20 protein-coding genes and 1 pseudogene are annotated in these 25,112 nt (G+C 59.9%); 12 read left to right on the forward strand and 9 right to left on the reverse strand.

Annotated elements, in window-relative coordinates; all coding sequences use genetic code 11:
* Window positions 1-165: 165 nt before the first annotated feature.
* The 8 genes from IHQ72_RS19085 to IHQ72_RS19120 form a co-directional block, all read right to left on the reverse strand.
* A complete protein-coding gene (locus tag IHQ72_RS19085) occupies window positions 166-738 on the reverse strand; it encodes an FkbM family methyltransferase (protein ID WP_258116519.1) in 573 nt (190 codons plus the stop codon).
* A gap of 806 nt (window positions 739-1,544) precedes the next feature.
* Entirely contained in the window at window positions 1,545-2,333 is a 789-nt protein-coding gene (locus tag IHQ72_RS19090) for a phosphatase PAP2 family protein (RefSeq protein ID WP_258116520.1), read from the reverse strand.
* A gap of 41 nt (window positions 2,334-2,374) precedes the next feature.
* Window positions 2,375-3,712 (reverse strand): NAD(P)H-dependent oxidoreductase, encoded by a 1,338-nt coding sequence (locus IHQ72_RS19095; RefSeq protein ID WP_258116521.1) that lies wholly within the window; start codon window positions 3,710-3,712, stop codon window positions 2,375-2,377.
* A 46-nt stretch (window positions 3,713-3,758) separates the two neighbouring features.
* Window positions 3,759-4,292, reverse strand: coding sequence for a dTDP-4-dehydrorhamnose 3,5-epimerase (gene rfbC, locus IHQ72_RS19100; protein WP_258116522.1), 534 nt, complete (start codon window positions 4,290-4,292; stop codon window positions 3,759-3,761).
* 103 nt (window positions 4,293-4,395) lie between these two features.
* On the reverse strand, window positions 4,396-5,478 hold the full coding sequence (locus IHQ72_RS19105) for a GHMP family kinase ATP-binding protein (protein ID WP_258116523.1): 1,083 nt from the start codon (window positions 5,476-5,478) through the stop codon (window positions 4,396-4,398).
* Window positions 5,479-5,511: 33 nt separating this feature from the next.
* On the reverse strand, window positions 5,512-6,567 hold the full coding sequence (locus IHQ72_RS19110) for an NAD-dependent epimerase/dehydratase family protein (protein WP_258116524.1): 1,056 nt from the start codon (window positions 6,565-6,567) through the stop codon (window positions 5,512-5,514).
* A complete protein-coding gene (locus IHQ72_RS19115) occupies window positions 6,560-7,828 on the reverse strand; it encodes an HAD-IIIA family hydrolase (protein WP_258116525.1) in 1,269 nt (422 codons plus the stop codon). Before IHQ72_RS19115 ends, IHQ72_RS19110 begins: the two co-directional genes overlap by 8 nt.
* A complete protein-coding gene (locus IHQ72_RS19120; RefSeq protein ID WP_165848545.1) occupies window positions 7,825-8,433 on the reverse strand; it encodes an SIS domain-containing protein in 609 nt (202 codons plus the stop codon). Before IHQ72_RS19120 ends, IHQ72_RS19115 begins: the two co-directional genes overlap by 4 nt.
* 188 nt (window positions 8,434-8,621) lie before the next feature.
* Here IHQ72_RS19120 and IHQ72_RS19125 point away from each other — a divergent pair.
* The 9 genes and pseudogenes from IHQ72_RS19125 to IHQ72_RS19165 form a co-directional block, all read left to right on the forward strand.
* Window positions 8,622-8,744, forward strand: a pseudogene (locus tag IHQ72_RS19125) (bifunctional Delta(1)-pyrroline-2-carboxylate/Delta(1)-piperideine-2-carboxylate reductase); the annotation flags it as partial.
* A gap of 170 nt (window positions 8,745-8,914) precedes the next feature.
* Complete coding sequence (locus IHQ72_RS19130; protein WP_258116526.1) at window positions 8,915-9,721, forward strand: WecB/TagA/CpsF family glycosyltransferase; 807 nt, start codon at window positions 8,915-8,917, stop codon at window positions 9,719-9,721.
* A 162-nt stretch (window positions 9,722-9,883) separates the two neighbouring features.
* Window positions 9,884-11,203: an oligosaccharide flippase family protein gene (locus tag IHQ72_RS19135; protein ID WP_258116527.1), complete on the forward strand. Its 1,320-nt coding sequence runs from the start codon at window positions 9,884-9,886 to the stop codon at window positions 11,201-11,203.
* A 10-nt stretch (window positions 11,204-11,213) separates the two neighbouring features.
* The gene (locus IHQ72_RS19140) at window positions 11,214-12,938 is read left to right on the forward strand and encodes a Wzz/FepE/Etk N-terminal domain-containing protein (RefSeq protein WP_258116528.1); all 1,725 of its coding nucleotides are present in this window, start codon (window positions 11,214-11,216) and stop codon (window positions 12,936-12,938) included.
* Complete coding sequence (locus IHQ72_RS19145) at window positions 12,935-14,245, forward strand: O-antigen ligase family protein (RefSeq protein WP_258116529.1); 1,311 nt, start codon at window positions 12,935-12,937, stop codon at window positions 14,243-14,245. The genes IHQ72_RS19140 and IHQ72_RS19145 overlap by 4 nt, the downstream gene beginning before the upstream one ends.
* A 326-nt stretch (window positions 14,246-14,571) precedes the next feature.
* Window positions 14,572-15,849: a polysaccharide biosynthesis/export family protein gene (locus IHQ72_RS19150; protein ID WP_258116530.1), complete on the forward strand. Its 1,278-nt coding sequence runs from the start codon at window positions 14,572-14,574 to the stop codon at window positions 15,847-15,849.
* A gap of 22 nt (window positions 15,850-15,871) precedes the next feature.
* Window positions 15,872-17,053 (forward strand): glycosyltransferase family 4 protein, encoded by a 1,182-nt coding sequence (locus IHQ72_RS19155; RefSeq protein WP_258116531.1) that lies wholly within the window; start codon window positions 15,872-15,874, stop codon window positions 17,051-17,053.
* A 292-nt stretch (window positions 17,054-17,345) separates the two neighbouring features.
* Window positions 17,346-18,503 (forward strand): glycosyltransferase family 4 protein, encoded by a 1,158-nt coding sequence (locus IHQ72_RS19160; protein WP_258116532.1) that lies wholly within the window; start codon window positions 17,346-17,348, stop codon window positions 18,501-18,503.
* Window positions 18,500-18,904, forward strand: coding sequence for a recombinase family protein (locus IHQ72_RS19165; protein WP_258116533.1), 405 nt, complete (start codon window positions 18,500-18,502; stop codon window positions 18,902-18,904). Before IHQ72_RS19160 ends, IHQ72_RS19165 begins: the two co-directional genes overlap by 4 nt.
* Before the next feature lie 34 nt (window positions 18,905-18,938).
* Here IHQ72_RS19165 and IHQ72_RS19170 read toward each other — a convergent pair whose 3' ends face one another.
* Window positions 18,939-20,030: a hypothetical protein gene (locus IHQ72_RS19170; protein ID WP_258116534.1), complete on the reverse strand. Its 1,092-nt coding sequence runs from the start codon at window positions 20,028-20,030 to the stop codon at window positions 18,939-18,941.
* 342 nt (window positions 20,031-20,372) lie between these two features.
* Here IHQ72_RS19170 and IHQ72_RS19175 point away from each other — a divergent pair, with 342 nt between their 5' ends.
* The 3 genes from IHQ72_RS19175 to IHQ72_RS19185 all read left to right on the forward strand — a co-directional run bounded on the left by IHQ72_RS19175 (window position 20,373) and on the right by IHQ72_RS19185 (window position 25,109).
* Window positions 20,373-22,031, forward strand: coding sequence for a GMC family oxidoreductase (locus IHQ72_RS19175; RefSeq protein WP_258116535.1), 1,659 nt, complete (start codon window positions 20,373-20,375; stop codon window positions 22,029-22,031).
* A 34-nt stretch (window positions 22,032-22,065) separates the two neighbouring features.
* The gene (locus tag IHQ72_RS19180; protein WP_258116536.1) at window positions 22,066-23,226 is read left to right on the forward strand and encodes a glycosyltransferase; all 1,161 of its coding nucleotides are present in this window, start codon (window positions 22,066-22,068) and stop codon (window positions 23,224-23,226) included.
* A gap of 443 nt (window positions 23,227-23,669) precedes the next feature.
* Entirely contained in the window at window positions 23,670-25,109 is a 1,440-nt protein-coding gene (locus IHQ72_RS19185; RefSeq protein ID WP_258116537.1) for an undecaprenyl-phosphate glucose phosphotransferase, read from the forward strand.
* Window positions 25,110-25,112 lie beyond the last annotated feature (3 nt).

The raw sequence follows: 25,112 nt of genomic DNA on the forward strand, positions 1-25,112 counted from the left end.
CCGAACATGTGGGTCGTCTGACCAGTGCGGCGCGGGCCATGCCGGCTGAGAAACGTTCGCGTCCAGCCTGCATCTCGGGTCACCTGGCAAGCGTGGCGTCGGGGCGCTTGTTGCCGACGATCCCCGCCACCGACGGCGGCTTGTCGAAAGTTCTCGTAAGGCTTGTTATCGCGTCAGCAAAAATGACAATTCGTGGCCCGCAGGAGAAACATGGAACAGGGTGTACCCCTGGCCCTTTATCGCTTCCACTGTTCGGTAGGTTTGTTCCACCGGAGTGCGGTGCCACCAGTGGTGAAACTCGACGAGAATCTGTCTCGGTAAGACATCAGATCCAAGCACCTCTGGAAGGACGTCGTGCTCTGCCCCCTCAACGTCGAGTTTCAGGACATCGATAGTTGCCAGTCCGAGCATATCCAGGATAGTAGAGTAACGCCTCACGTTGCAGACAATGCTCTTGCCTGTAACCATCTTCGTGGAAAAATTGCTGCGTGTATCACCTTCGGACACAGCAAACGTCTGCTCCCCGTCGAAATTAGATATTCCCAGGGGGTAGATCCGCACAGTGGGGGGTAATTCCTGAGCGGCAATCCAGTCAAGACTGGCCGGAGTCGGATCAAACCCAAAGACCTTTGCGCCGAATACTTTGCTGATTTCCTGATCAAATGAAATGTCGTCCCCTAAGCCAAAGGAAAGAACAATAGGGGAGGGAGTACCTAGAAGAGGCTCGACCGCAACCACCCAACCTCCATATACGGAGCCGAGTTTTTGTGTAGGAACAGAGCATTCGGGCCGGAGAAGATGATCGAAGCCTAAGGCCGCTCTTACAACGCGCTTACAATACCGGAGCCAATCTGGATTGTGCATCAATAGTGCCTTTGGCTTATTTGTAGTAGCTGTTCCGCTTGACTGCGCCGTCCTCACCATGTCCAAAATGGACAAGAGCGCCAGATGGGTTCAGTCTGGCCTAACGCGGAGGGGCTATCGCCCTGTGAATTTTACATCAATTCCCTCCCGCGATCAGAGTGTCATTGTGGCAGGCACTCCAGCAAAAGGAGGTAATCCGCATCGCTCGGCGTTCGTAACAGATGCTGCGGGAGCGTCGCCTTGGACTCGGCCAACGTCTTCGCCCCGCTGCATAGGAAGTAGCCGCCCCGCTGCGATCGCCGGCTCACGAGTCCCTACGCCGATGCCCCTGTCCGAGGGCTGCGTGCCGGCTACTTGCGGAGCCGAAGAAGTGGTGATCCTGTTCGTTGCGGAGCTGAACGCAGGGGAGGGCGGGCCTTCGCGGTTCGAACGAAATTGACCCTGGGCTTCGCCGAGCGGAGCGATCGGGCTTTTTGAACAGCGGCCGCGCGACGTAGTGGGTACTCGAAATGGCAGAGGTAATAGGGCCAGTGGAAGCCGTATGGGGAGCCTTATCCAGCTGCCGGATGCATATTTTTTGATCCGTTGCATTGTGGTAATTCGCCGCTGTTGCGAACCCTTCAGCATGATTGTTGTTGCTTGGCCAAGATGACGTTTCCTGGCCGGCTTCACACCAGTTCCTACTGGAGAAGCCCTTTGGCAAGTTCGCGCAAGTCCTGAAACGCAATAACAAGGTATGAGACCAGAAAGCTGCACAGATAGAAGCTTGGTGCGGCGCCGCGCTCCCACCGGAGAAACAAGGCGCCGAGTTCAAGGCTCGGGCGCGTTTGTGCTAGCCATGCCAGGGTCGCGGCCAAGGCGAGGCTACCCAGAGCATTGGTCGGGTAATGCAGCCCCAAGTAGACTCGCGCAAGCTCTATCACCAAGGTGCAGGCCAGGGCGAGGAGTCCGAGTTCGAAGCGAACGAGAAGAATGGCGATCGCTAAACCCGCGAACAGAACCGCTCGCTCACTGGGGAACCCGGGGCTGCCGGCGAACGGCGCTGAGCGCAGAACGGCAGCGTCGCCCAGAACCTCCGGGATATGAAGCCCAAGTGCGGCGTCAAAAATCGGCTTTGGCGTCGTCGGCAGAGTGCCCTGCAGGAAATGCGCGACGAGCGCCGCGAGGACAGCTGCGCAGACGCCGCTCACCAGCCTTGCCCTCGATTCCGGCCTGTCATGGGCGAACCAGCAATACCAAAGCAAGGACACAACTATAGCGCCCTCGGTTGTTGGGTAGACGGCACCGAAAGCGAGCCGGCTGGCGAAGGGCTGATTGCTCGCTACGGTGTTAATGGCCTTTACGAGGGGCCTGTCGATCCAATTCGGGTTAAGGGCCAGGAAAGTCGTACCCACAAAGAGGAGGCAAAGCGCGGCGGCATGCTTCAGGTAATGGAAGTCGGATAGCGTTCGCGCCATCGGTTCGGCCATCTCGAACCTCCTCGGGCTCGGTCTGCGGAACATCCCGCTAACTAAGCGGTTGTAAGAACCTCGCGCTGCGGTGACGCGGCAGAGCTGCCGAAGAAGACAAGATCCTGCGCCCGGCGCAGCCCGTCGCACAGCCGCCCTATCGGAAGCTCGATGTCGTCATAGCCGAGCACCTCGTCGCGCTTGACGTCGCGCAGCAGTCGGCAGCCCTCGGCGAGCCCGATCGGCACAAGCCGCTCGGCGTGCACCGTCGGCGCGTTCTCGCAGAGGCCATAGGTCATGTAATGTCCGAGGCCATCGAGGATCTCTCCGGCACTAAGGTCCCGCTTGGCGGCGGCCACCACGTCAACGGTCGGCGCGCCCAGGGGCGCAATCGCAGCATCGCGGAAGATCGCGGCCCTCGCCACCGTGAAGGGCACCTCGAAATGACACAGATGATAAGGCCAATAGAAACAGTAGAGCGGCCCGGGGCCCATCTTGTAGAGTGACAGATAGTGTTTCTCGACGGCATTCTCTGTGGTGCCAAGAACGAAGACGCCAGGGTTGGGCATGGCGCCGACACAATAATCAACTATCCCCGGCCCCTCGAGGAGCTGATTGAGCGGATACCAGCCGACCGCCTCCTGGATCGGGGTCCCGGGCTCGACCACAGGCCCGTACATGCCGCGCTTGGCCACCAGCATGCCTGTGGCGTTGGCGACGATGGCGTTCTCGAATGAGATCTTCGTGCCGTCCGCGAAGGAGGTCACCATCGGGGCCTTCATCCCCCACTTCTTGGCAAATCCCTCCTGGGTCGTCGGATTTCGGTAGGGATCGTGCAGGCCCTTGATGTTCCCGCAAAGCACGGGACGTATGCCCAGGCCCCTGACCCAACGGTAGAGGTTCATGATGACGCCCGGCTGATCCCCCTCCACATTGGTGAGGACCACGCCTGCCTGGTCGGCATACACTTTCAGGATTGGGCCGATCGTGCCGTCGAGTTCGGCATTCATCAGGGCGACATGCTTGCCGTGCCGGATCGCGCGCATTGTGACGTGGGCAGCGAACTCGATCGCGCCTGTCGCCTCGACGACGATGTCGATGCCTTCGGCCTCGCAAATGTGCATCGGGTCCGCCGTGATCGCGCGGCGGCCGCGGGCCACGAGATCCTCAAGCGCTTTGGTGCTGGTCGCCTCCGTCACATCGTCCGCGCCTGCAGCGGCATAGGCCTCTCGCGCCTTTTCCACGTGTCTGTTGGAAATGGCTACGAGTTCCATGCCCGGAACATATCGCAGCATCTGCATCGCGATGCCTCGGGCCATGAAACCGGCCCCCACCATACCCACGCGAATTGGACGCCCCTCAGCCTGGAGCAACTCCAACTCCCTGTCGACGATGAACATTTGCGTCTCCTCTGTGGCGCTCCCGCAAGTTCGTCGCCGAGAAAGGTCATTCGGCGTAGTCCGGCCAAGTTCGGTCCTTATCTGAGATCACCGCCGGCTCATCCACTGGCCACTTCACGGCGAAAGCAGAATCGTTCCAACGAACACCGCGTTCGGCTGCCGGTGCATAGAATTCGGAGACGAGATACGTGGCCTCGGTGTGGTCCTCAATGGTGAGAAAGGCGTTCGCGCAGCCCTTCGGTATCACCAGCATCCGTTGGTTCGCCGCGGAAAGTTCCACAGTGAGGTGCTGCTTATAGGTGGGCGACTCGGGCCGCAGGTCGATCAGCACGTCGTACAGGCTGCCCCGGATGCAGCGAAGCATCTTGTCCTCGCCATGGGGAGCCAGCTGGTAGTGGAAGCCGCGCAGTGTATGCTTGTGCCTGTTGTATGAAATATTCACCTGCACGACATGATCCGGAAGCCCCTGCTCGGCAAATTCCCGCGAACACCAGCCGCGTGCGAAAAAGCCCCGCTCGTCTTCGAATTTCTGCAGTTCCACCAGGGTGGCGCCGGGAATATCGGTCTTTGTGAAAAGCATCGTAGATCCATTGATCAAATGAGTGTCACGTCGGGTCGCATCTCCGACGCTCTCCTGAGGGTTGCTCGCGCCGGCGGTCCGCTTGTGCGATCGCGGGACGGCATCAGACTTGCGCCGGATGCAAGAGGCGCGAGCCGTGGACTTCATAGCCGATAGGCACATAGGCTAGGTGTGAGAGTGCGCGTCTTACGCTTTCCCGGCGTTCCGGCTTGACCGCGAACATAAGGAATCCGCCGCCGCCGGCGCCGCACAGCTTGCCGCCTTCCGCACCTGCGTCCCTGGCGAGGTCGTAGTGGCCATTGATCGCCGCGTTACTCACGCGGGACGCCAAACTCCGCTTCATCTCCCACCCCGCGTGAAGGACGGCACCGAAGCGTTCTATGTCGATGACGGGCTCCGAAAAGATCTCCTGAAGCATGAAGGCATCGTCCCGCATCCGCCTGAGCGTATCGAGATTGCTTGACGTGTTCGCCTTCTGCTCTGTCAGCACGGAACTGGCCGGTCGCTGATGCGATGTCCAGAACATCATCAGGTTGCTGAAGAGATGTTCGACGGCGCCATTGCGCACCCGCTGCGGCTCGACCGTTACCGCGCCGCCAGGCTGGAAGCGGAACAGGTTCATGCCCCCGAACGCGGAGGCATACTGGTCCTGCTTGCCAATCGGCTCCTTGAGGATGTCCATCTCGATGTGACATGCCTCTTCGGCGAGTTGGCCAGGGGTGACACGTTCTCCCCGGAATGCATGCAGGGCGTTGAGCAGTCCCACCGTGAACGAGCTCGACCCCCCCATGCCCGTCGAGGCCGGCATGTCTCCGACCGTCGAGATGTAAATCGGCGGTTCGATCTCCAGGAAACGCAGGCATTCGCGAGCGATGTTGTTCTTGATCTCCCCTATGGTGTTTACCTGCTCTGTCTGTGAATAGTTCAAGCGGATGGGTTCATTAAAGATCTCGCTGTGACGTTTGACGGTGACATAGATGTACTTGTCCACTGCCGCGCTGAAGACCGCGCCGCAATCGAGATTGTAGAAATCGGGCAGGTCGGTACCGCCGCCAGCAAAACTGACGCGCAAAGGAGTGCGCGTCAGGACGAGAGACGGTAGACGCTGTGCAGCGCGATCGATGATGGTCGGAAGGTCCAGTCCTGAGCGGCGCCCCACGGCTTTGGTATCGTCTAGCTGTTCCATATTTTGCCCTCTCGAAAATCAACGGAATGAAAATTAGGCAACACGCGGCTGTGCGGTTCGCCAGCGCAGCTGATCATCGAGCATCCCCGCCTTGAGCAAATGATCGAGCCAGCGCAGCCGCGTGAAGCGCTTGTCGGTAAAGTCTTCAAATCTAAGTGCGATCGAGCGGAACGCCTCGTAAAGCTCCTGCGCTCCCTTTCGCGCCGTCCACTGAAACTCGAAATCCGGGAAAGTCCGTGAGAACTTGCTGAAGTCCGCCTTGTAGGTCCGCTGGTCCGCGCCCGGCTTCGGTGTCATTGTGAGCTGCGCGCCGGGGACGGCCTCAACGGCGATCTCCGCTATCTCGCGCACCTGAAGATTGAGGCTTTCAACACCCATGTTGAACGCCTCATTGTGGATGTCCTGTAGCGGCGCCTCCAGCATCAATTTGAAATAGCGCGCGACATCCTGGACATGAACCACGGGCCGCCATGGCGTGCCATCGCTATGGACTTCGACACGTCCAGTTGTGAAGGCGCTGCCGATGAAATTGTTCAGCACGGTGTCGAAGCGCATTCGCGGCGAGAGACCATAGACGGTGCCGTTGCGGCAATAGACGGGCGAGAACCGGTCGTCCGCCAGCGCGCGCAGCGCTTCTTCGGCAACAGCCTTCGATCTTGCGTACTCTGTTTGCGGCACCAGCGGGGCGGTTTCGTCGACGACGGCGGCTTTCGACATGCCATACATGATGCAGGAGGAGGAAAATAGGAACCGCCGGATGCCGGCCGCCTTGGCCATCGTGGCCAGACGAACTGTCCCTTCCGCATTGATCTGCCTCGTCCAATCCGCGTTGAGATTTCCGATCGGGTCGTTCGAGAGTGCCGCCAGATGGATCACCGCGTCAAAGCCTTGGAGATCCGGGGGTTCGATGGCGCGCAGATCCTTTGTGATCTCGGGCACACTGGTATTGTCGGCTCCCAGGGTGCACGCACGAAAATATCCCATGTCCAGCCCGACCACCTCATAGCCCGCCGCCTGCAACACGGGCACCATGACAGAACCGAGATATCCATTGTGTCCGGTGACGAGAACGCGTGTTGGTTCATTCATGTCTGCCCTGCTCCGCTTTCGAAAGGAGTTGACGGGTGAGGTCCAGAAGCGAGCATTGCTCGCTTACTTGCGCATATAGGCAGTCCGCGGCTTCGGCCGCTTGACGGTCACGATCGTCATCGCCGACAAAGAGTGTGCGTGTGAGGTCGAGATCAAAGTCGCGCTGTGCCTGATACAGCATGCCGGGTTTGGGCTTGCGGCAGTCGCAGCCGTCGTCCCAGCCGTGTGGGCAGTGGTAGATCTCCGCGATCTTGCCGCCGACGGCTTCGGACTCGGCGCACATGCGCTGGTGAAGCGCCTCGAGATCAGCGGCGGTCATCGCTCCGCGCGCTATCCCTGCCTGGTTCGAGATGATGACTATGCGGTAGCCGGCCTCGTTCAGAAGGGCCAACGCCTGCTTTGCACCCGGAACCCACTCCCACTGGTCCCATGAACACACATATTGAGCCCGTGGCGGTCTGCAGTTGAGTACGCCGTCCCTATCTACGAGCATGGTTTTTTCGCGCCTCATAAAGCGCTCCGTCGCGGGTAGACGCTCGATCGAGCCCACGCTGTAATAGCGGTGCTCGCTCACGAAGCCGGCGAGGCGATGCTGCGTCGCGAGCGGCGTGTAGATGGCCTCCTCGAAGAGGGTGTCCTCGTCGGACAGGAGTTCGAGGGCGAGATCGGTCAGTATGGCATAGCTGATCTCGACTCCCTGCAGCCCGGGCGTGGTGCGGAGCCGGTCGAAGACGGTCACATTGTCGTCCGCATCAAGGATCACGCTGCCGCGTGAATAGCCGTCCTTGTTGCTGTAGACCGTGATCATTCCAGGCTTGCCGGCCGCACAGAAGCGTTGCCACAGCCGCTCCATGCGCATCGGCCAGTAATTGTCACAATACAGCAGCAGGAAGCACGGATCTATGAGGTGACGGGCATTGGATACCCGGCTGCTGGTGAGGTCGTCGGGACGGGTGACGGCATATTCGATACTGAGGCCGAACCTGCTGCCGTCGCCGAAGTGGTCCATCACCACATGGGGCAAATACCCGAGTAGAAGAAGAACCCTTTCGAACCCCTCCTGCCGCAGCTGTTCGATCTGGTATTCCAAAAAAGGGCGGCCGAGCACCGGCACCATTGGTTTCGGTCGGTCGAGTGTGATCGGCCGCATGCGCGTGCCACGCCCGCCGGCCAGGATGACCGCCTGGCGCGGCCGGCTGTAGGTGCGGCCCTCGACATCTGCCTTTTGCAGGCAGGGAGAGCTCGGCAGGACAATATTCATTGACCGCGCTCCGGTCGGTCGGCGACGAGGTATCGCGTGATGGCATGACAGATCGCGGCGTGGGCGTCCTCGACGAGTTCGTAGGTGCCTTTTTCAGACCGCACCCATACTGGCTGATCGACGAGCTCTTTAAGCGTGCCGCCGTCAAAACCGACAATGCCGATGGTGGCTACCTTCCTCTCGCGAGCGAGTTCGACTGCCCGCACGAGATTAAGCGAGTTCCCGCTGGCTGAAATCACTATGAGCACGTCACCCGGCTTGGCGAAGTTCTCCATCTGGCCGGCAAAGATACGCTCGTAGCCTTCGTCATTGCCGAGCGCCGTCATCCAGGAGACGTTGTCTGTCAGGCCCATGACCCGGATTGGCTGCCTTCCCGAGCGCTTCGTGGCCTTACCGAGGTCATTGACCCAGTGGGAGGCGGTCGCTGCGCTGCCGCCGTTGCCGGCGACGAAGACTGTGCCGCCCGCATCGCGTACGGCGCGCAGCATCTGTATCGCCTCCTGCACGGCATCCGTATCGATCTGCGCCAATGCGATGCACAGCGATGCCAGATAATCCTGCGTGAATTCTTTAGGCTGCAACCAGAGGGCATCATCCGCGAACATTTGCGACATCCCACCACTCCCTGATCGATCGCGAGCCCTGTCATGCCACCGTCGATGGCTGCAATAGGTGAGCCATCATCACAGCGTGCGAGCACTTCGAGTTCAATTGCTATTCCGAATGCTATTCCGAACGGGAAGCTGGCGGGCGGCGCTCATCGGAGGTACCTAAATCCCTTGTTCTCTCCGTTGCGGCCGGCACGTCGGCAGGCGGCCATATCGGCGTCAAGATCGTCACGGTGTCGCCCGACAACAATGCCGTAGGCAAACCCGCGGTGATGGGGCTTTACCTCCTGCTCGACGGCGCGACGGGCTGCGCATTTCATGCGCTCTTTCGGCACCACGGAGAGAACAAGGGATATTCCTTTTAGCTACCTCCGGTGAGCGCGCCGCCCGCCAGCTTCCCGTTCGGAATAGCAATTGAACTCGAAGTGCTCGCACGCTGTGATGATGGCTCACCTATTGCAGCAATCGAGGGTGTGGCATGACAGAGCTCGCGATCGATCAGGGACACGCGATCGATCAGGGACAGTTGCGCGAGCAAGTGCTTGGGGTACCCGTGCACGCCCTGGGCTTGGCGCAGGCAGTCAACTGCGTCTTCGACTGGGCCCTACGGCGGGAGAGCCGAACGGTTTTCCTGTGCAATGTCCACAGTGTCGTGACCGCCCGCCGCAATCGCGCCCATGCCGAAGCGATGGATAGCGCCGACCTTGTCGCGCCGGATGGAGCGCCGGTGGCCTGGATGCTGAGGCGGCAGGGACACGCGGATCAGCCGCGCATCAGCGGACCGGACCTGATGTGGATTTGTTGCCGGAGGGCATCGGAACTCGGCACGGCAATGTTCCTGTACGGCGGCAGCCCGGGCACCCTCCAGCGTCTCGGAGGGTGCATTCGAACCGAGTTTGCCGGCATAAACATCGTGGGCTCTTACTCACCTCCGCGCCGCCCTCTGTCGGCCGAGGAAGATGAGGCAGTGGTCAGAATGATCAATCAGTCCGGTGCGAGGATCGTGTGGGTGGGGCTCGGATGTCCCAAGCAGGAAAGCTGGATGCAGGCGCATCGCGGCCGGATCAATGCGGTCATGTTGGGGGTAGGAGCAGCTTTCGATTTCCACGCCGGAGACGTCAAGCGGGCGCCGCAATGGATGCAGAAGAGCGGGCTGGAATGGCTGCACCGGCTCTTCCAGGATCCCCGCCGCCTGGCGAGCAGGTATCTCGTGACGAACAGCCTGTTCATCCTGGCTTTGCTGCAGGCGTTGCTGCTTCCCAGGCGCAGACTTCGTGACGGTTAGAGGAGGCGGAACCAGTGAACACGCTCGGACCGCCGTATTGCTGATCTGCGCCAACTCCTTCACGGGCGGCTGTTCTTCGGCGCTGCTGCTGGGAGGCGGCGCTGCCCATATCTGGACGGTGTGGTTTGCATTGCCTCGACAGGCACCTGACTGGAGGCTACCATGACTCTGAGCAAACAGGCCGCCAGTCTGGCTGTCCTGCATGTCACCGACGTCCTGCAGCCGCTGATCATCTTGCCCTATGCCGGGCGTGTCCTCGGACCCATGAGTTTCGGGCAGTACGCGTATGCGCTCGCCATCGGACAACTCGCTGCCTCCGTCGTGGCCTATGGATTTCATTGGACCGCGCAGCGCAGGGTTGCTTCCCTTCGATACGAGCCGGCGGCGATCGCGTCACTCGTTGCTGAGGTCATGGCCACCAAGGCAGTGCTGTTCGTTGCCGTATGCCTGGTTGGCCTTGTGCTGGCCGGCGACGTCCTGGCGCTCAGTAGGCCGACATTCCTGTGCGCGATGCTCTCGGCCGCCGGCGGCATTATTTTTCCGGCCTGGCTCTTCGTCGGCCTGGAACGCGCCTGGCAGGCGGCCGTCGCGGTGGTTGTTGCTCGCGTTCTGGCGCTCGTCTGTTTCGTCGCCATGGTCGCATCACCTGACCAGGTCGCGCTCGCCGTTGCCATCCAGAGCGCAGTTCCCGTCGTCAGTGGCGTCATCTGCTTACCTTTCATCCTTCCGATTGGGTTCGGCGGCTTCAGGTCCGTGACGCTTTCGACGATTGGAATGCAGCTGCGCAATGGCTGGAGGGGATGCCTCTTCTTAGCCGTGGAGACTGCCCTCTTCACCCTCCCTGTCGCCCTTGTCGGGCATTTCGAAGGTTATGTCGCAGCCGGACAATATTCTGTCGCCGAAAAATTCCTATTAGCCGCGCGGGTATTTTTCAAGTTGCTTATGGATACCTTCATACCGAGGGTTTCATACTACGCTCATGTCGACCCGGCTGCCGGGATACGACTGATAAGGATATCACTATTCACCGTAGCAGGCGGAACGGCGATGAGTATTGGAATGTTCTTTGTTGCCCCATATATAATATTGATCCTCTTCGGAGATGAATTTTCAGGGGCGATACCTATCGTGCGCGCAATGGCCATTATACCATTGCTGATGAACATAAATACATTCACAGCAAATATATTCATGTTTAGTTACGGCTATGAAAATGAATGGGCCGTCCTTAACGTATCCGGTCTGCTAGTATTCCTGGTGGCCACATATTTTTTGTCTTTCGTCATGGCGGAGCAAGCCATTGTTTATGCGCTGGTGGCGAAGGAAGTCGTCGTGCTGGTGGTTTCAGCCGGCTTCTTCCTCATTGGCGGAGCGGCCGTCCTTCGCACGGCGGCGGCTTGCGACGCAGGCCGGGTGCGAGGATATCCGCCGGCGTCCCAATCCGCGCCGTTGGAGCACGAGGCCGATCGTTTCCGGTCGTAGGGGAGTCTGTATGTTCGCCACTGATCACTTTGTCGTTCAGCCGTCCAGGTCGCCTCACCAGCCGATCCCCCCCAAGGATCGCGACGAGCTGACCGCGAAAGACATCTTGAGATTTGTTCGAAGCAGTTGGCGCCTTTGCCTACTCTGGATGGTTGTGAGCCTTGGTGTCGGCGGCGCATATGCGGTCCTTTCGCCTGGATATTACACCGCCTATGCGACGATCCTCCTTTCATCTCCGCCCGCTTCGCAACCGGGCGAAGCTGAGGCAGATGAGCGGGTCTATGTAGAGAGCCAGATACAGGTCATTCAGTCGGACGAGGTCGTCGGACGCGTTGTTGACCACACTGGCTTAGCGGAAGACGAAGAGTTTGTGATGGATGACAGCTTGCGCGCGCGGATCTCCAGCTATGTGCGGAGCCAATTGGCGTCTCTCTTCGGCACCGAGCTGCCGACGGCGGAGCCAAATATTCGGCATGAGGCGATGGTCCTTGTGAGGCGCGCGTTTTCCGTTCATCAGCTGGGTTCCTCCCGCGCCGTCGAGATCGGGGTCACCTCTTCCGATCCTCAGTTCTCGGCCATGCTCGCGAACGCGATCGCCGGCGGTTACATCGGAAGTCAGCGCGAACGCCGGCAGGCGGCTCGCGCGGAAGAAACATCTGATCTGCACAAGCGGCTGGCGGAACTTCGGGAAAAGGCTTTTGTGACCGAACCACTGAAGAAACCCCCATCAGACCCTGAATCTGCGGAGAGGGCAAGAGTCCTTTTCCGCGAGCAGCAGAGCGCGGCCGAGGTTTATCGCTCGCTTTACAATGCCCTTCTGCAGCGGGCCCACTCCGATTTTAGCGCCTCGTCGCTGATCCCGAGCGCAAGGGTTATCACGGCGGCCGAATCACCTCGCCAACGCAGTTGGCCGCCAACGGTCCTGATGGTAGCGCTCTCCGTTATGGCCGGTGGGGTTGCCGGCGTTGGTCATGCATTGATCAGGCAAGCAATGAACCACCGCCTTATAACGGTCGAGGATGTGCACAGGTCGACCGGCCTTGATCGGATTGTAGGGATCCCCAGAATTCCCCGCCGCAGGTGGAATGTTGTGGGGCCATGCGAGCAGTCTTTGCAGCCCGTCTACTCAAAGAACGCTCCCGAGCTTCACAGCTCGCTGAGCAAGATTGCCACCCGGATGCGCGGAGTTCAGGGCCGCCAAAGCGGATTTGTAATCGGCGTTGCTTCACCCCTCGGCAAGTCCGGAAGCTCCACGGTGGCGGTTCATCTCGCAAGGATCATTGCGGCGACCGGGCAAAAGACACTGCTCGTTGACGCCAATTGGCAAAAGCCATCAATGGACCAGCCAATGCTGAACGCGGAGCCAGGTCGCAAGCTCGCCAGGGCGTTTGCCACCATTCCCGCGGATCAGGAAGGGCTGGAAGTTCTGGTTCTCAGGCCCACGGGGTCAATCTCCGACTTGAATGCCTCGCTCTCCATCTCCGCTGCACTCCAGCATCTGCTGCAAGAATACAGTTGTATAGTGGTTGATTTTCACAGCACCGACCGCACCGCTGATCTGGAAGCGGCCATGGGCGTCATCAGCGAGGTCCTCCTGGTGCTGAAGGCACGCCGCACTTTCGCGGACCACCTCGAGGGAATCCTGCGCATCATCCCTGCAGAGAAACTCTCGGCAGTAATTTTGACCAGGATCAACCGTGCGGCTTTCAGTCCTAACCGGGAATACAGGCCATGACCTCGCCAGCGACATTGTCACGCAGGAAGGGTTCAGAGCCGGTCGACCTCGTTTGCAGCCATTCCCCTGACGTGCTCGACTACACCCTCTTTCTCTCCGGCATTTGGCTGGCCTGCGCCCTCGCAATATCCCTGCGCCTGCTTGGCCCTTTCTTCATAGTGATCCCGGTCGGTGTCTGTCTGGCCTATGCCGTGCTGCGGCAGACGGTGCCGCCTCGTCTGCTGGCGGTCTACACCGCCTTCTGCCTCTTCATTGCCCTGCTGTCCAGATACGGGCTGATGCCGGATTCCTGGCAGGTTCACTTCCTTCAAGAAGCAGTCATAAGGCAAATCGTCCCGATTGTAGGATTCTTCGCCGTCGCATGGGCATCCAAGGCTTATTTCCGCCGCAGGCTGATGAATGGCAATGCCTTTTTTGGTGCACCCGTTTTCCTGTTCCTGTCTCTCGTTGTCGCTCCGGCGGTGATGTTTCAGCAGGACGTGCAATATCAGGGCGCATCTCCGCAAGCCACGATACCGATTCTTTATGGTTCGCTGATCAATAACATGGTCATTGCCGCGTTTTTCATTGCAGGCGGTATTTTTCTGACGAACGACTGGCGCCGATACGGCGGCATTTTGCTCTTATTGGGAATAGCCCTCGCCAGCCCCTTGGCTCAGTTCAAGGTGCTCGCGGTCACGATGATCGTCATTCTAATTGGCGTGCCCGGCCGGTTGATGGCCGCAGCTCTGGCGACCGCACTGACTTCGGCCTATGCCGTCGGGCTGAACTTCATACCTCAAACCTTTGCTCTGGACCCGAACGCCGGGATCCGACTCGCGTTCATTTCGGACGCACTCGCATCCCTTGCGGATACGTACGGATTTGGAATCGGATTTGGGAAGGAATCGGTCCGATGGCGATATGAGTTTCCCGGGTTCGAGGATATTACCTTTCTTCCTGACACCAGGAATATTACGCATGCCAAAATGCTTGAGATACTCTCGACAGGAATTCACAATTCGTTCTTTCAAGCCATATTGCGGACGGGGGTCATTGGTTTCATTTTGATCGTGTCTGCCATTTTGGTGGCCTTCCCGCCAAATCGACTGCCACGCGGTGTTAGCAATCATGCGTCCACAGTCTTCATCACGATTTTCCTCGCCATGTTCGTCAATCCAGTCCTGGAGAGCCCTGTCCAGATTGTGGGAATTGCTTTCTCATACGGCTATTTGATTGCACTTCGCGCCAGCGTTCCGGCCTTGGCTGTGGAACCCCCTCCATTTGAAGCTGGTCGAACGCAGCATTGCGCTTGTTCATATATCTGACCGAACATGGATGCGGCCCACCCGACATCGGCGGGCTATCGGTCTCGGTAGAAGGGGATCGCGTAGTACCGATTTTGGCGCGGCAGGAGCAGGAGAGCTGTCCGCTGATGTGCCCGCTCATGCGGCGGCGCCGTGCCGCTTCCATGAGGAGTGCCTCGAAAGAGCCAGCGAGCCAGCCATTTTGCTTCGGCCTCGGCTATGCCTCCTCTGGTAGCATAGGGCCATCCACTGCGCAGGTTCGCCCGCGCCGGAGAAACCCGTGCTAAGTCGCACGTAGAGATACGGGGGCAACCGTTGGGGGACCCATGAAGCTGTTGAGATCCTTGTTGTCGGCGCTGTCGATGACCATGGCTTCGACCCGCCTCGCTTCGTTGGCTGGCGCCATCGCTCTGATTCCGACAGCGGCACTTGCCGACTACACGCTACAGCCCGGAGATACGCTGGAAGTATCGGTCCCTGGTATTCCGGATTTCAGGCAGCGATTGCTGATCGGAGTGGACGGCGAGGTGAATTTGGCGCTGGTTGGAGCGGTTCAAGTCAGCGGCCTTTCCATTCAACAAGCGCAGGAAATAATCGCTGGCAGTCTCGCCAGCAAGCAGTATCGGCAGGGGACCGCGGACGGCCGTGAAATAACGCACCTGATCGAGACCGACCAGGTCTTCGTTTCGCTTGCCGAATACCGGCCCATCTATGTTTATGGTGATGTGGCCAGGCCGGGAGAGTACATCTTCCGGCCGGGTATGACCGTCCGACAGGCTGTGGCGGTTGCGGGTGGCTACAGCGCTGCCCAGGTTCGCATCGCCAATCCGCTCATGGAAGCGGCCGATTTCCGTTCCGAGTACAAAGCCCTATGGGCGCAATTCGCAACGGAACAGGCTCGCATTTGGCGTCTTCGCACCGAACTCGGCGAAGAAGTCGAACATGTCAAGAACGTGCCGGTGCCTGAGGCGCTCGCCGAACGATTGAAGCAAACGGCAACAGCGCATATCGAAGCTCGTCTGTCAGACAGTGAAAAGGACAAGGAGCTTCTGCGACGTGCTGTCGAGGAGACTAACCTGCAACTGGGGCTCCTGTCTGAAAAGAAGAAGAAGGACGAAGAGGGAAGCCAGGCCGACGCCGACGATTACGAGAGCGTCAGGACGCTGTTTCAGAAGGGCCTGGCGCCGACCACGCGCCTATCTGAAGCCCGTCGAGCGGTGCTTATGTCATCAACCCAACTGCTCGATACGATCGTCCAGGCATCGAACATCGAGCGCCAGCGCGGCGAATATGTCAGACAGATGAACAAGATCGACAGTGAACGACAAATCGCGGCATTGGGAGAGCTACAGGAGGCCTATATGAATCTGGCCCAGATCTCGGCGCGTCTTGAGGGTACCGCGCAGAAGCTGGCGCTTACAGGTCAAGCGCAATCCACCTTGCTGATAGCCGCGGGTCGGCCCGAGATAACAGTCCATAGAAAGCGAGAGCAGGGCGCCGAGACGCTCCCCGGCAGCGAAGATCTCGGGCTTGCGCCCGGCGACGTTGTGGAGGTCGTTCTGCCAAAGGTCGACTTTTCCGGAGCCGTCGCGTCGTCGCCACGGGCGTCCGGGATGCCGAATTGACATTCGGACGGGGCGGACTGCGATGCGCGTCTTAATGGTTCATAATTTCTACCAGATAAGGGCCGGAGAGGACAGCGTGGTTCGGGAGGAGCTCGCGTGCCTCAAGCAGAATGGGGTCGACGTCGAGCTGTTTTCCGCCACGAATGACGATATCGTGCGGGTCGCGCGGAAGATTTCTACCGCCCTGGGGGTTGTCTACAACTCTCATTCACGGCGGGCACTGTCCCGAAAATTGGCGGAATTTTCACCGGATGTCGTCCATATCCACAATTTCTTTCCTCTCCTGAGCCCCTCCATCCTGGATGCGTGCCGCGAGGCCGGCGTGCCATCAGTAATGACCTTGCACAATTTCAGGATCCTCTGTCCCAGCGCCTTGCTTTATCCCGATGAGAGGCTTCGGGAGCGAAGTCTCCGCCACGCCTGCTGGTGGACTGTTCCGAAGAAGGTCTACAGGAATTCCCTGGCGGGCACGCTCGCCCTTGCCGCAATGGTCGAGTTTCACAAGAGAGCCGGCACCTGGTCCCGCAAGGTCGACCGCTTCATTGCCCTTACCGACTGGGCCAGGCGCAAGCTTGTGGAAGGCGGCCTGCCGGCCGAACGCATTGTCGTCAAGCCGAACGCAGTTGCCAGGCCGCCGATCTTCGGTGACCTTCGTCGCAATGGAGGGCTGTTCGTCGGACGACTGGATGAGCACCACAAGGGAGTGGCCACGCTGCTCGAGGCGTGGAAGGAGATCGACTATCCGCTGCGGATCATCGGCGACGGGCCGTTGGCTCCGCTTGTCGAGCAATCTGCGTGCGAGCGCGTGGAATATCTCGGGCGTCAGTCGCGCGAGACGGTGCTGAAGGAGATGCAGGCTGCAGCATTCCTGCTCTTTCCGTCGAAAGGGTATGAATTGTTTCCCATGACAGTCATCGAGGCCTTCGCAAGCCGGCTGCCGGTCATCTGCTCGGATCTGCCGTGGATCAAAGGGGTCGTGGAGCCAGACGTCACCGGCCTTGTCGTTCCTGTCGGCAATGCCGGCGCGTTGGCCGATCAGGTGCGCTGGGCGCTTTCAAACCGATCTGCCTTGGAGGAAGTGGCAGGCCGGGCCTATGCCGCCTATCAGGAGCAGTACACGCCCGAAGCAAACTTCAATCGGCTAATGGCCATCTATGAACCCCTGGTCAGGCGCCCGATCCGGGCCTTCGCGGCGGTGTCGTGAGGTGGGCCGGAACATGCGCCGGCAGGAACCGACCAGGGCTGCCCATAGGGCAGACCAAGCTTCACGCGTCAACGAGCGCAGTGCGGGCCGGGGTACTCCCCATTTTTCGTTTATCGATTGCCCCGAGGATCGATCCTGCCGCCTCGCATACTTCGGAGAGGTCCTCTTTTGCTTCCATTGCTGAAACACGGTGCCACGGGAGGCTGCGGCCGCCCGCAGGCACCTATTGTGACGGTTTGATCGAATGCGCATTGTCTTGACCCGGCGCGAACCTTTGGATTCACCTGATGGTGTGAGCATCTTCATTGTGGCACTTGCCCAGGCGTTGCTCGAACTGGGGCACCAGGTGCAGATCGTGGTCGGCACCTTCGAAAGCCCCGCAAAATTTCAGCGACTTCTTTCGCCTCGCCTCGAGTTGCCGATAATCGGATTGAGCCGCACGCCTTTGACCGGACCAGCCTCAGTCGCGGCATGGCTGCGGGCGATCGGTATCATCAATCGGTTCCGGCCGGACCTTGTCATCCACAGCGAGACGGTGCCGCTACCGCTGCGTGGCACGATCGTCCAGATCGTTCACGATCTCGAGAGGCGGAAAGGGGCGCTTGCGGCAGCATGGCGAGCAATTCGACGCGCGAGCATGCGGCGCTGCCACTACGTCGTCGCCTCCACGACCGAGCTTCAGGAGGAACTGGTGCGAGATCTTGGGCTGCCAAGGGACCAAATCCTGAAAATTCCCAAATGCATCGATCGCCAGTCATATGCGTGCCGTGGGCTGGCAGAGCGCGAGCGGGCAATCCTCCATGCCGGCACCTCGCCCTACAAGGTGCCGGAGGCGACGATCCGGGCATTCGGCGCCCTCAACGACCCTTCCGTACGGCTCTACGTGACGGGTAACATCACAAGACCGGTGCGGGAGGCGGTCGATGCTCTTCCTGAACCGATAAGGCGGCACGTAGTCCTTCTCGGCATGGCAGAGGGAGCACGCGTTCGCGAGCTACACAGCCGCGTTCGCGTCGCCGCTTTCCCCACGCGCTATACGGTTCCTGTCGCCTCAGCAACGGTGATGGAGGCGATCGCCAGCGGCACACCCATCGTCGGGACTTCAAGGCTCAGCCGGGATCTCCTCGCGGATGGCGTGAATGGGGCAGTGGTCGAACCACAGCCCGAGGCGATGGCCGCAACGCTAAAGGCGGTGCTGGACGATGATGACCTTTGGTCGCGTTTGTCGGCGGGTGCCCGCGAGAGGGTTAGACAGTTCGATGCTCACATTGTTGCAAAGCAATATCTGGAGCTCGCGAACCCCTCCGGATTGCGGTCCAACATCGGAATCTCGGTGAAGGGGGAGGAAGACAAAGGGACTGACGAACCGCGGCTCGCAGATCGTCAGCGGCTTGTCGGGCCCCTTGCATCCCATTCCCTGAAGGCTTCTTACGGTTGGGCAAGGCGATGATCATCGGCTACTGTCGTATCAACACCTTCGAACCCGCTGCCAGGCTGGAGGCGCAAAAGCTTTATCTTGCCCGCTTAGGAGCCGAGAACTTCTTCTGCGAGAAGACTAGCATATTCGGTTCGACGCCGGAGCTGGAGAGGGCGATCGCATGTGCCAGGAAAGGAGACGTGATTTCGGTCACGAAGCCGTACCGTGTTGCGCGCACAACCCGCGAAGTGCTGGCGCTCATCGAAAGGCTTGGCACCAAGGATGTCGGTCTTCGCATCGTCGACACACCTATCGATACGAGCACGACGACGGGGCGCATGATTCTTGCATCAGCGCCTCTCTGGACGCTTGGGATGTCCCCGTCGCGGTCAATGCTGTCAGACCTGCTTCTCTTTTGGCGTCGTCGTCGGTAGGGCCTCGTCGGATTCGACGCACCAGCGCACTCTCTCACTGCCAGTTGAAGGCAAGCCGCAATGGCGGTCTGGGATCAAATGCCTTGCGCTCGATGGACCAACCGGCATGCACGGCCGCCCTTTGCCAGATGATGTTGCGGGGATTGGCGAGCGCGTAGACGCAGCAGTCCCTAATACTGTGCTTTTCAGCGCCTTCTGATATCCGGGTATGGAACGACAGGCCGTTGGATGTCGGGGCGTCCCTGCCGTCCCGTGGCTCATTGTAGGTGTCCCGGCTCCGGCAGCGGTTGAACGAGCAACCGCCACTGCCGACCTTACCCTGCGGAACGGCCGAGAAGGCGCCGTTGCCCTGTTTAACGGCATCGACGTCATCGACCCGGCAATTGAAGCTTCCCTCCAGCATGACGCCAACGCCCGTGGGGCTGTTGTTGTAGAAGACGAGTCCACGTCGAATTGTACAGCGATCCGAGTGAAAGGCGGAAATATTGTCCTCGGTGAAGGAGGTGGGACCGTTCTCGGCCGAGAATTCTTCCAGGCTCGTATCCGGAGAGCGGTTGAACTGCACATTCTGTCCACGGGGGAACGGCCCGCGCGCGTCGTGGAGTTCGAGGAAGCTCATCTGGGTGCCTGGACAGTCGACAACATAGATATTGGAGGAGCCGCGGGACGCCTTGACACGGATGATGATCGCATCGAGGCAGCTTTCCAGCTCTATGTTGTTGCGGTTCTGGCTTGGTCCGGTCCCCGAGGGGGGAACGCCGACATGATCGATCTCGAGATCCTGCAAGCGTATTCCGGCGGCTCCCCGGGCGTATATCCCGCTGCCCATGGCATGACGAATGCGGCAGCTGCGGACGATGACGCCCTGATGGAGTGCCGTGATCCCGTTGTCATGGGGGGCATAAATGTCAAGATTTTCAATGATCTGCCCATCCGCGCGCGTGAGTACGGGTCCACTTGGACGCAGAAAGGAGACGGCACCCCCGAACCATTTACCGCCCGATCCCCCCTGGGCCGGATGCACCGCTGCACCGACGACACCCGAGGCAGGCAGCGCCAGCAGCCCGGCAAGGAGACGGCGCCGATTAAGGCGCGGGGGTTCAAGAGACTGCCGGCCGCCCGACATGGAATCTATCAGCCCACCCAGTTCGGGTGCTAAACGTCGACTCGGCTTGTGCGGAGACGTCGAGGTGGCCAACGAGATGCAGATAAACCCAACCTCTCGGCACGGCGGCTTCTTCGGCTAGGTTGTCGTCAGGCATCCCCATTTCCCCCTGTGCGCCAGCGGCGCAGGTTCCCGAAGAATGCACTTCGGCGGCAGGCTTATGCCCGCACAGCACTCCGCACACCATCTCTCCATTCCGCCCGCCGCAAAAGCCCTTCATAAGGCTTAATTCCGATGGGCAAAGTGCCATCTGCCGGATTCCCTGCCATTCTCCGAAGCTGGTAATAAGCGGAGCGCGAGGCGATGTCGGTTGAAGCGGACGTCTTTGACTATGTGATCGTCGGAGCCGGGGCGGGAGGCTGCGTTTCGGCCAATCGTCTGGCGGCTGACGGGACCAATACGGTCTGCCTGCTCGAGGCGGGGCCGGCCGACAGCAGCATCCTTCTGCACATTCCGGCGGGACTCTACAAGACATCCTCGAATCCGAAATATGCCTGGCAGTTCGAAACGGAGCCTAGTCCGGGGACGGCCAACCGTTCTATTCCGATGTCGCAGGGCAAGACACTAGGCGGTTCGACCGCAATTAACGGCATGAACTACAACCGCGGCGCGGCTGCGGACTTCGACGAGTGGGCCCTCCAAGGCAATCGAGGCTGGGGCTACGCCGACGTGCTGCCCTATTTCAAGAGAACCGAGCGGAGGCTTGGGGCATGCGATCCCTTCTACCGCGGGAAGGACGGACTGCTTCCGGTTACAGACTGCGATTGGCGACATCCACTATGTGATGCATTCATCGAGGCCGCGCTCAATGCCGGTATCCCGCGTAATCCCGACTACAATGCAGCAAGCCAGGCCGGCGTGGGCTACTATCAGCGCTATATCGACAACGGATGGCGCGTGAGCGCAGCGCGGGCTTTCCTACGGCCGATCGCCAGAAAGAAGAACTTGGACATCCGCACGAACGCGCAGGCCACTGCCGTCCTGTTCGAGGGAAAGCGTGCCATCGGCGTTCGATATGCACGAGGAGGGCCGGGTCATCCCACGAGCTGTGTGAAGGCCCGTCGGGAGGTAATCCTCTCCGCTGGCGCGGCGAACTCACCAAAGCTGCTGCAGCTGTCAGGCGTCGGTGCTGCGAGTATGCTCTCCGGCCTTGGAATTCCGGTCGTGCACGAATTGCCCGGTGTCGGTGCAAATGTTCAGGACCATTACATCGTCCACCTGATCGCCCGGGTGGAGGGCATCGAAACGGTCAGCGGACACGGCGTCGCCCTCCTGCGCGAGGCAGCGAAATGGATGCTGGGCCGCCCGAACTTTCTCGCCGTCAGCCCGTCGCTCGTCTACGGGTTCGCCAACTCGCGGGATCTTCACTCCACCCCGGATATCCAGCTTGACCTTGCCCTGGGCAATTATACCGATCACGGCGCGCGGCGGTTTCCGGTCATCAAGCTTGGCTACTATCAGTTGCGGCCGAAGAGCATCGGACATGTTCGGGCGGTCTCGGCAGATCCGTTTCAAGCTCCGCTCATCCAGCCCAACTATCTCGCCGATGATCAGGACCGACAGGTCGTCGTCGACGGCATGAAGACTGTGCAGCAGCTGTTTCGGGCCCCCGAGCTCAGGCGCTACAACTGCACGGAAGAGCTTCCCGGCCCGAAAATAACGGACGACGCCGACCGGCTGCAGTTTGCCCGCGAAATCGGGCTGACCGCCTATCATTTGTGCGGATCGTGCCGGATGGGCCCATCCGACAGTGTTGAATCTGTCGTGGACCACCAGTTGCGGGTCCACGGCCTCAAGGGCCTGCGGGTCGTTGATGCTTCCATCATGCCCTCCGTTCCCTCCGCCAACACTTCGGCCGCTGTCTTTATGATCGCGGAAAAGGCAGCAGACATGATCCTGGGTCGGCAACCCCTCCCGACACTGGAGCACCATGCGCCGGGCCAACCTGCGGCGGCCGAATAGTTGAAAGTCGAACGACAACTGCCGGGAGAATTCCTTGAAGAGACGTACACTGGTTGCCTCTGAATTCAATGCGAAGGACCGGGCTCACTTTGCGTTGGCGTATGAGTTTTGCCGCATCGTTGCCGAATGCGAGGATGCCGATCTGATCGCCCCCGGCATCGACAACTACCTGACGAGACACTTTCACGCCATCTTGCCAAAGCACGACTCTCACAACGTCCAGCGTGACTTCAACAGACTGACGAGCGCGATTCGCAAAGGGCTAGGCTTGAGGAACGCACCAACCATGGAGCATGTTCGGCTCACCCAAGACTATGACCTTTTCTTCTTCGTCGCTTGGAGTCCGCAAAGTCTTGTCGAATTGTCTCGGATCCACGACTGGCGCGGCCGCTGCAAGGTTGCTGTCGCGTATCTGTTCGAACTCTGGTCGAGCACGCTCGAAGAGGACCGCCAATATCTGAAGCTCCTGGACCAGTTCGACCACGTGTTCCTGTTGCACAGCGCGTGCATACCGCGCCTGCCTCAATACACCCGCACGCCCTGTTCCTTTCTTGCCACGGCGGTCGACGGCCTCATTGCAACGCCGTATCTGTCGCCGGTCAAACGCGTGATCGACGTATACTCGATCGGCAACCGAGCCGCGAAGGTACACGGACAGCTTCTGAAGCTGGCCGAAGAGCGGGACTTCTTCTATCTCTACGACACGCTCGCAAGCACGGATTCCCGGGTCAGGGACTGGCATGAGCATCGGTTGCTGCTCGCCAATATTATCAGGCGCACGCGCTATTTCATGGCTTTCAGTCCAGCGGCACTTGCAAACTCCAAGTCCGTCACGGTTGCCGGCGAGCAGGTGCTGCCTGCCCGTCTCTTCGAAGGGGCCGCGGGCGGCGCCGTCATGCTTGGGACCGCGCCGCAATGCGCCGAATTCGGCGAGCACTTTGACTGGCAAGACGCGGTGATCGAGGTATCACCAGGCTCGAGCAGTGTCGCAGACGTAATTGGCGAACTCGACGCAAACCCCCGCCGCACAGAATTGTTGCGCAGAACAAACGCGGTCCGTTGCCTAGAGATGCACGATTGGGTTTACCGTTGGGAGCACATCCTTGTCACGATCGGAATGGAGCCGTTCCCGCGACTCCATATTCGCAAGTCCCTGCTGCGACAGATCGCCGCCGATGCGATGGCGCTCGCCTAGACGATCAGGCCCGAAAGTGGAACCGCTTTCGGGTTCGGTGCTCAAACGGTGCTCAAACAATGAGAAAGAGCGGCAGTTCCGAACCGGTTGCTTCCGTCGGAGCGTCCGCCGCTCCAGTGCTGCGCGCGAGCGCATTTCATTTCCAGGTACTCCGAAGGGCTAACAGGCGCCGGAAGTGGGCAAGGAGAAGGTCGTGTGTCCACCGGCTCTGCCCTTTGGGGTTAGAGCTTATGCTGAATTGGATTCGCACAGTGTCGCTGCCATTCTCTCAACTCCAAGAACCGAGTGCTACCGCAGCCACGGCAATCGAACTTCGCGTGAAGGGGCAATGACCGCAGGCGGCGGATGCAGTCACGCTGGGCATTTCGGCGGTTTTCAGCCGAGGAGGGGGCGGTCGTCACGACATTGGTGGATGGATGCGGCTTTGAACGCAGGTGAACGTCATGGCACTTCTTCATGAAGACCCCCGTGCGGGCGCCACGTCAAACGCGCCGCGGTGGAACCTCAAGGGCAATGTTCTTCTGCAGTCGTTTCCGCTTCTCGAGGCAATGTCCGTCGTGCTGCTCAGCATCGTCTCGGGAATGGTATATGATCTTGTGAGTTTCGGACATTTCGGCGAGTACGGCCGGAACTTCGGGCTCGGTGTTGTTGTAGCCGCCCTTTTTTCGACTTCCGCATATGCGCGCGGGCTATATCTGAGTTCCGAGCCGCGGTCGCTGGCCTCTCAGATCAAGGAGGTCGTGCTGATCTGGACGGGGGTCTTTCTTTGCCTGTCGGTTGTGGCGCTTGCACTCAAGGTGGGAGACATGTTTTCGCGCCAAGCCGTCATGCTGTTCTTCGTGACGGGAGTTGGCGGCATCATCTTCGTGCGCTTGGGCGCCGGACGACTGTTTGCCTCCTTGACCAGGTCGGACATGCTTGCCAAACCGCAAGTAGTGATCGTAACGCAATCGGACGTGCGCGTGCCAAGTGGCGTAGTCCAGGCAATCGAGGCTTCCGGATGCGACGTCTGCCAAACGATTACATTGCCGGCGGCATCCAGCGAGGGCTCGCTCCTTGAGTGTATGGATAAGCTCATTGAACATGTGCGTCGGCGTTCTGTCGACGAGATAGTCCTTGCTGTCAGTTGGGCTGACATATCCCTGATTGAGAAAATCACGGCTCACCTTTGCGTGGTTCCGGTACCCGTAAGGCTCCTTCCGGACCACGTCGTTAGCGCGCTCTTGAAGCGACCTGTCGTCAACCTGGGGGGGACGAGGGCGATAGAACTGCAACGCGCGCCCCTAACGGCGCCTCAGCTGCTCACGAAGCGGCTCTTCGACCTTGTGCTAACCACTGCCGCCCTTCCATTTCTTCTGCCCCCTCTGGCCGTTGTAGCGGGGCTGATTGCGCTCGAATCCAGGGGGCCGGTGCTCTTCTGTCAGCGTCGGGCCGGGTTCAATGGCCGCACGTTCAAGATCTATAAGTTCCGAACGATGACGATCCTGGAGGACGGGCCTGTTGTCCCTCAAGCCTGCAGGGGCGATCCCCGCGTCACCCGCGTTGGGCGCATATTGAGAAGGTTCAGTATCGACGAGATTCCGCAGCTGTGGAACGTGCTGAAGGGCGACATGTCGTTGATAGGCCCACGGCCGCACGCGCTGGCGCATGACAGCGAATACAGCCAGATCATCTCTCTCTATCCGGCTCGGCACAAGGTGAAGCCGGGGATCACCGGCTGGGCACAAATAAATGGCTGCCGCGGCGCGACGCCGCATGTCTACATGATGATCAAGCGTGTCGAACACGATATGTGGTACGTCAACAACTGGTCGGTCTGGCTTGACGTAACGATCCTGCTTCTGACCATCCCCCGCATCTGGACGGGGCGAAACGCCTTCTAGCCC

The sequence above is a fragment of the Mesorhizobium onobrychidis genome, from assembly GCF_024707545.1.
Taxonomy (GTDB): domain Bacteria; phylum Pseudomonadota; class Alphaproteobacteria; order Rhizobiales; family Rhizobiaceae; genus Mesorhizobium; species Mesorhizobium onobrychidis.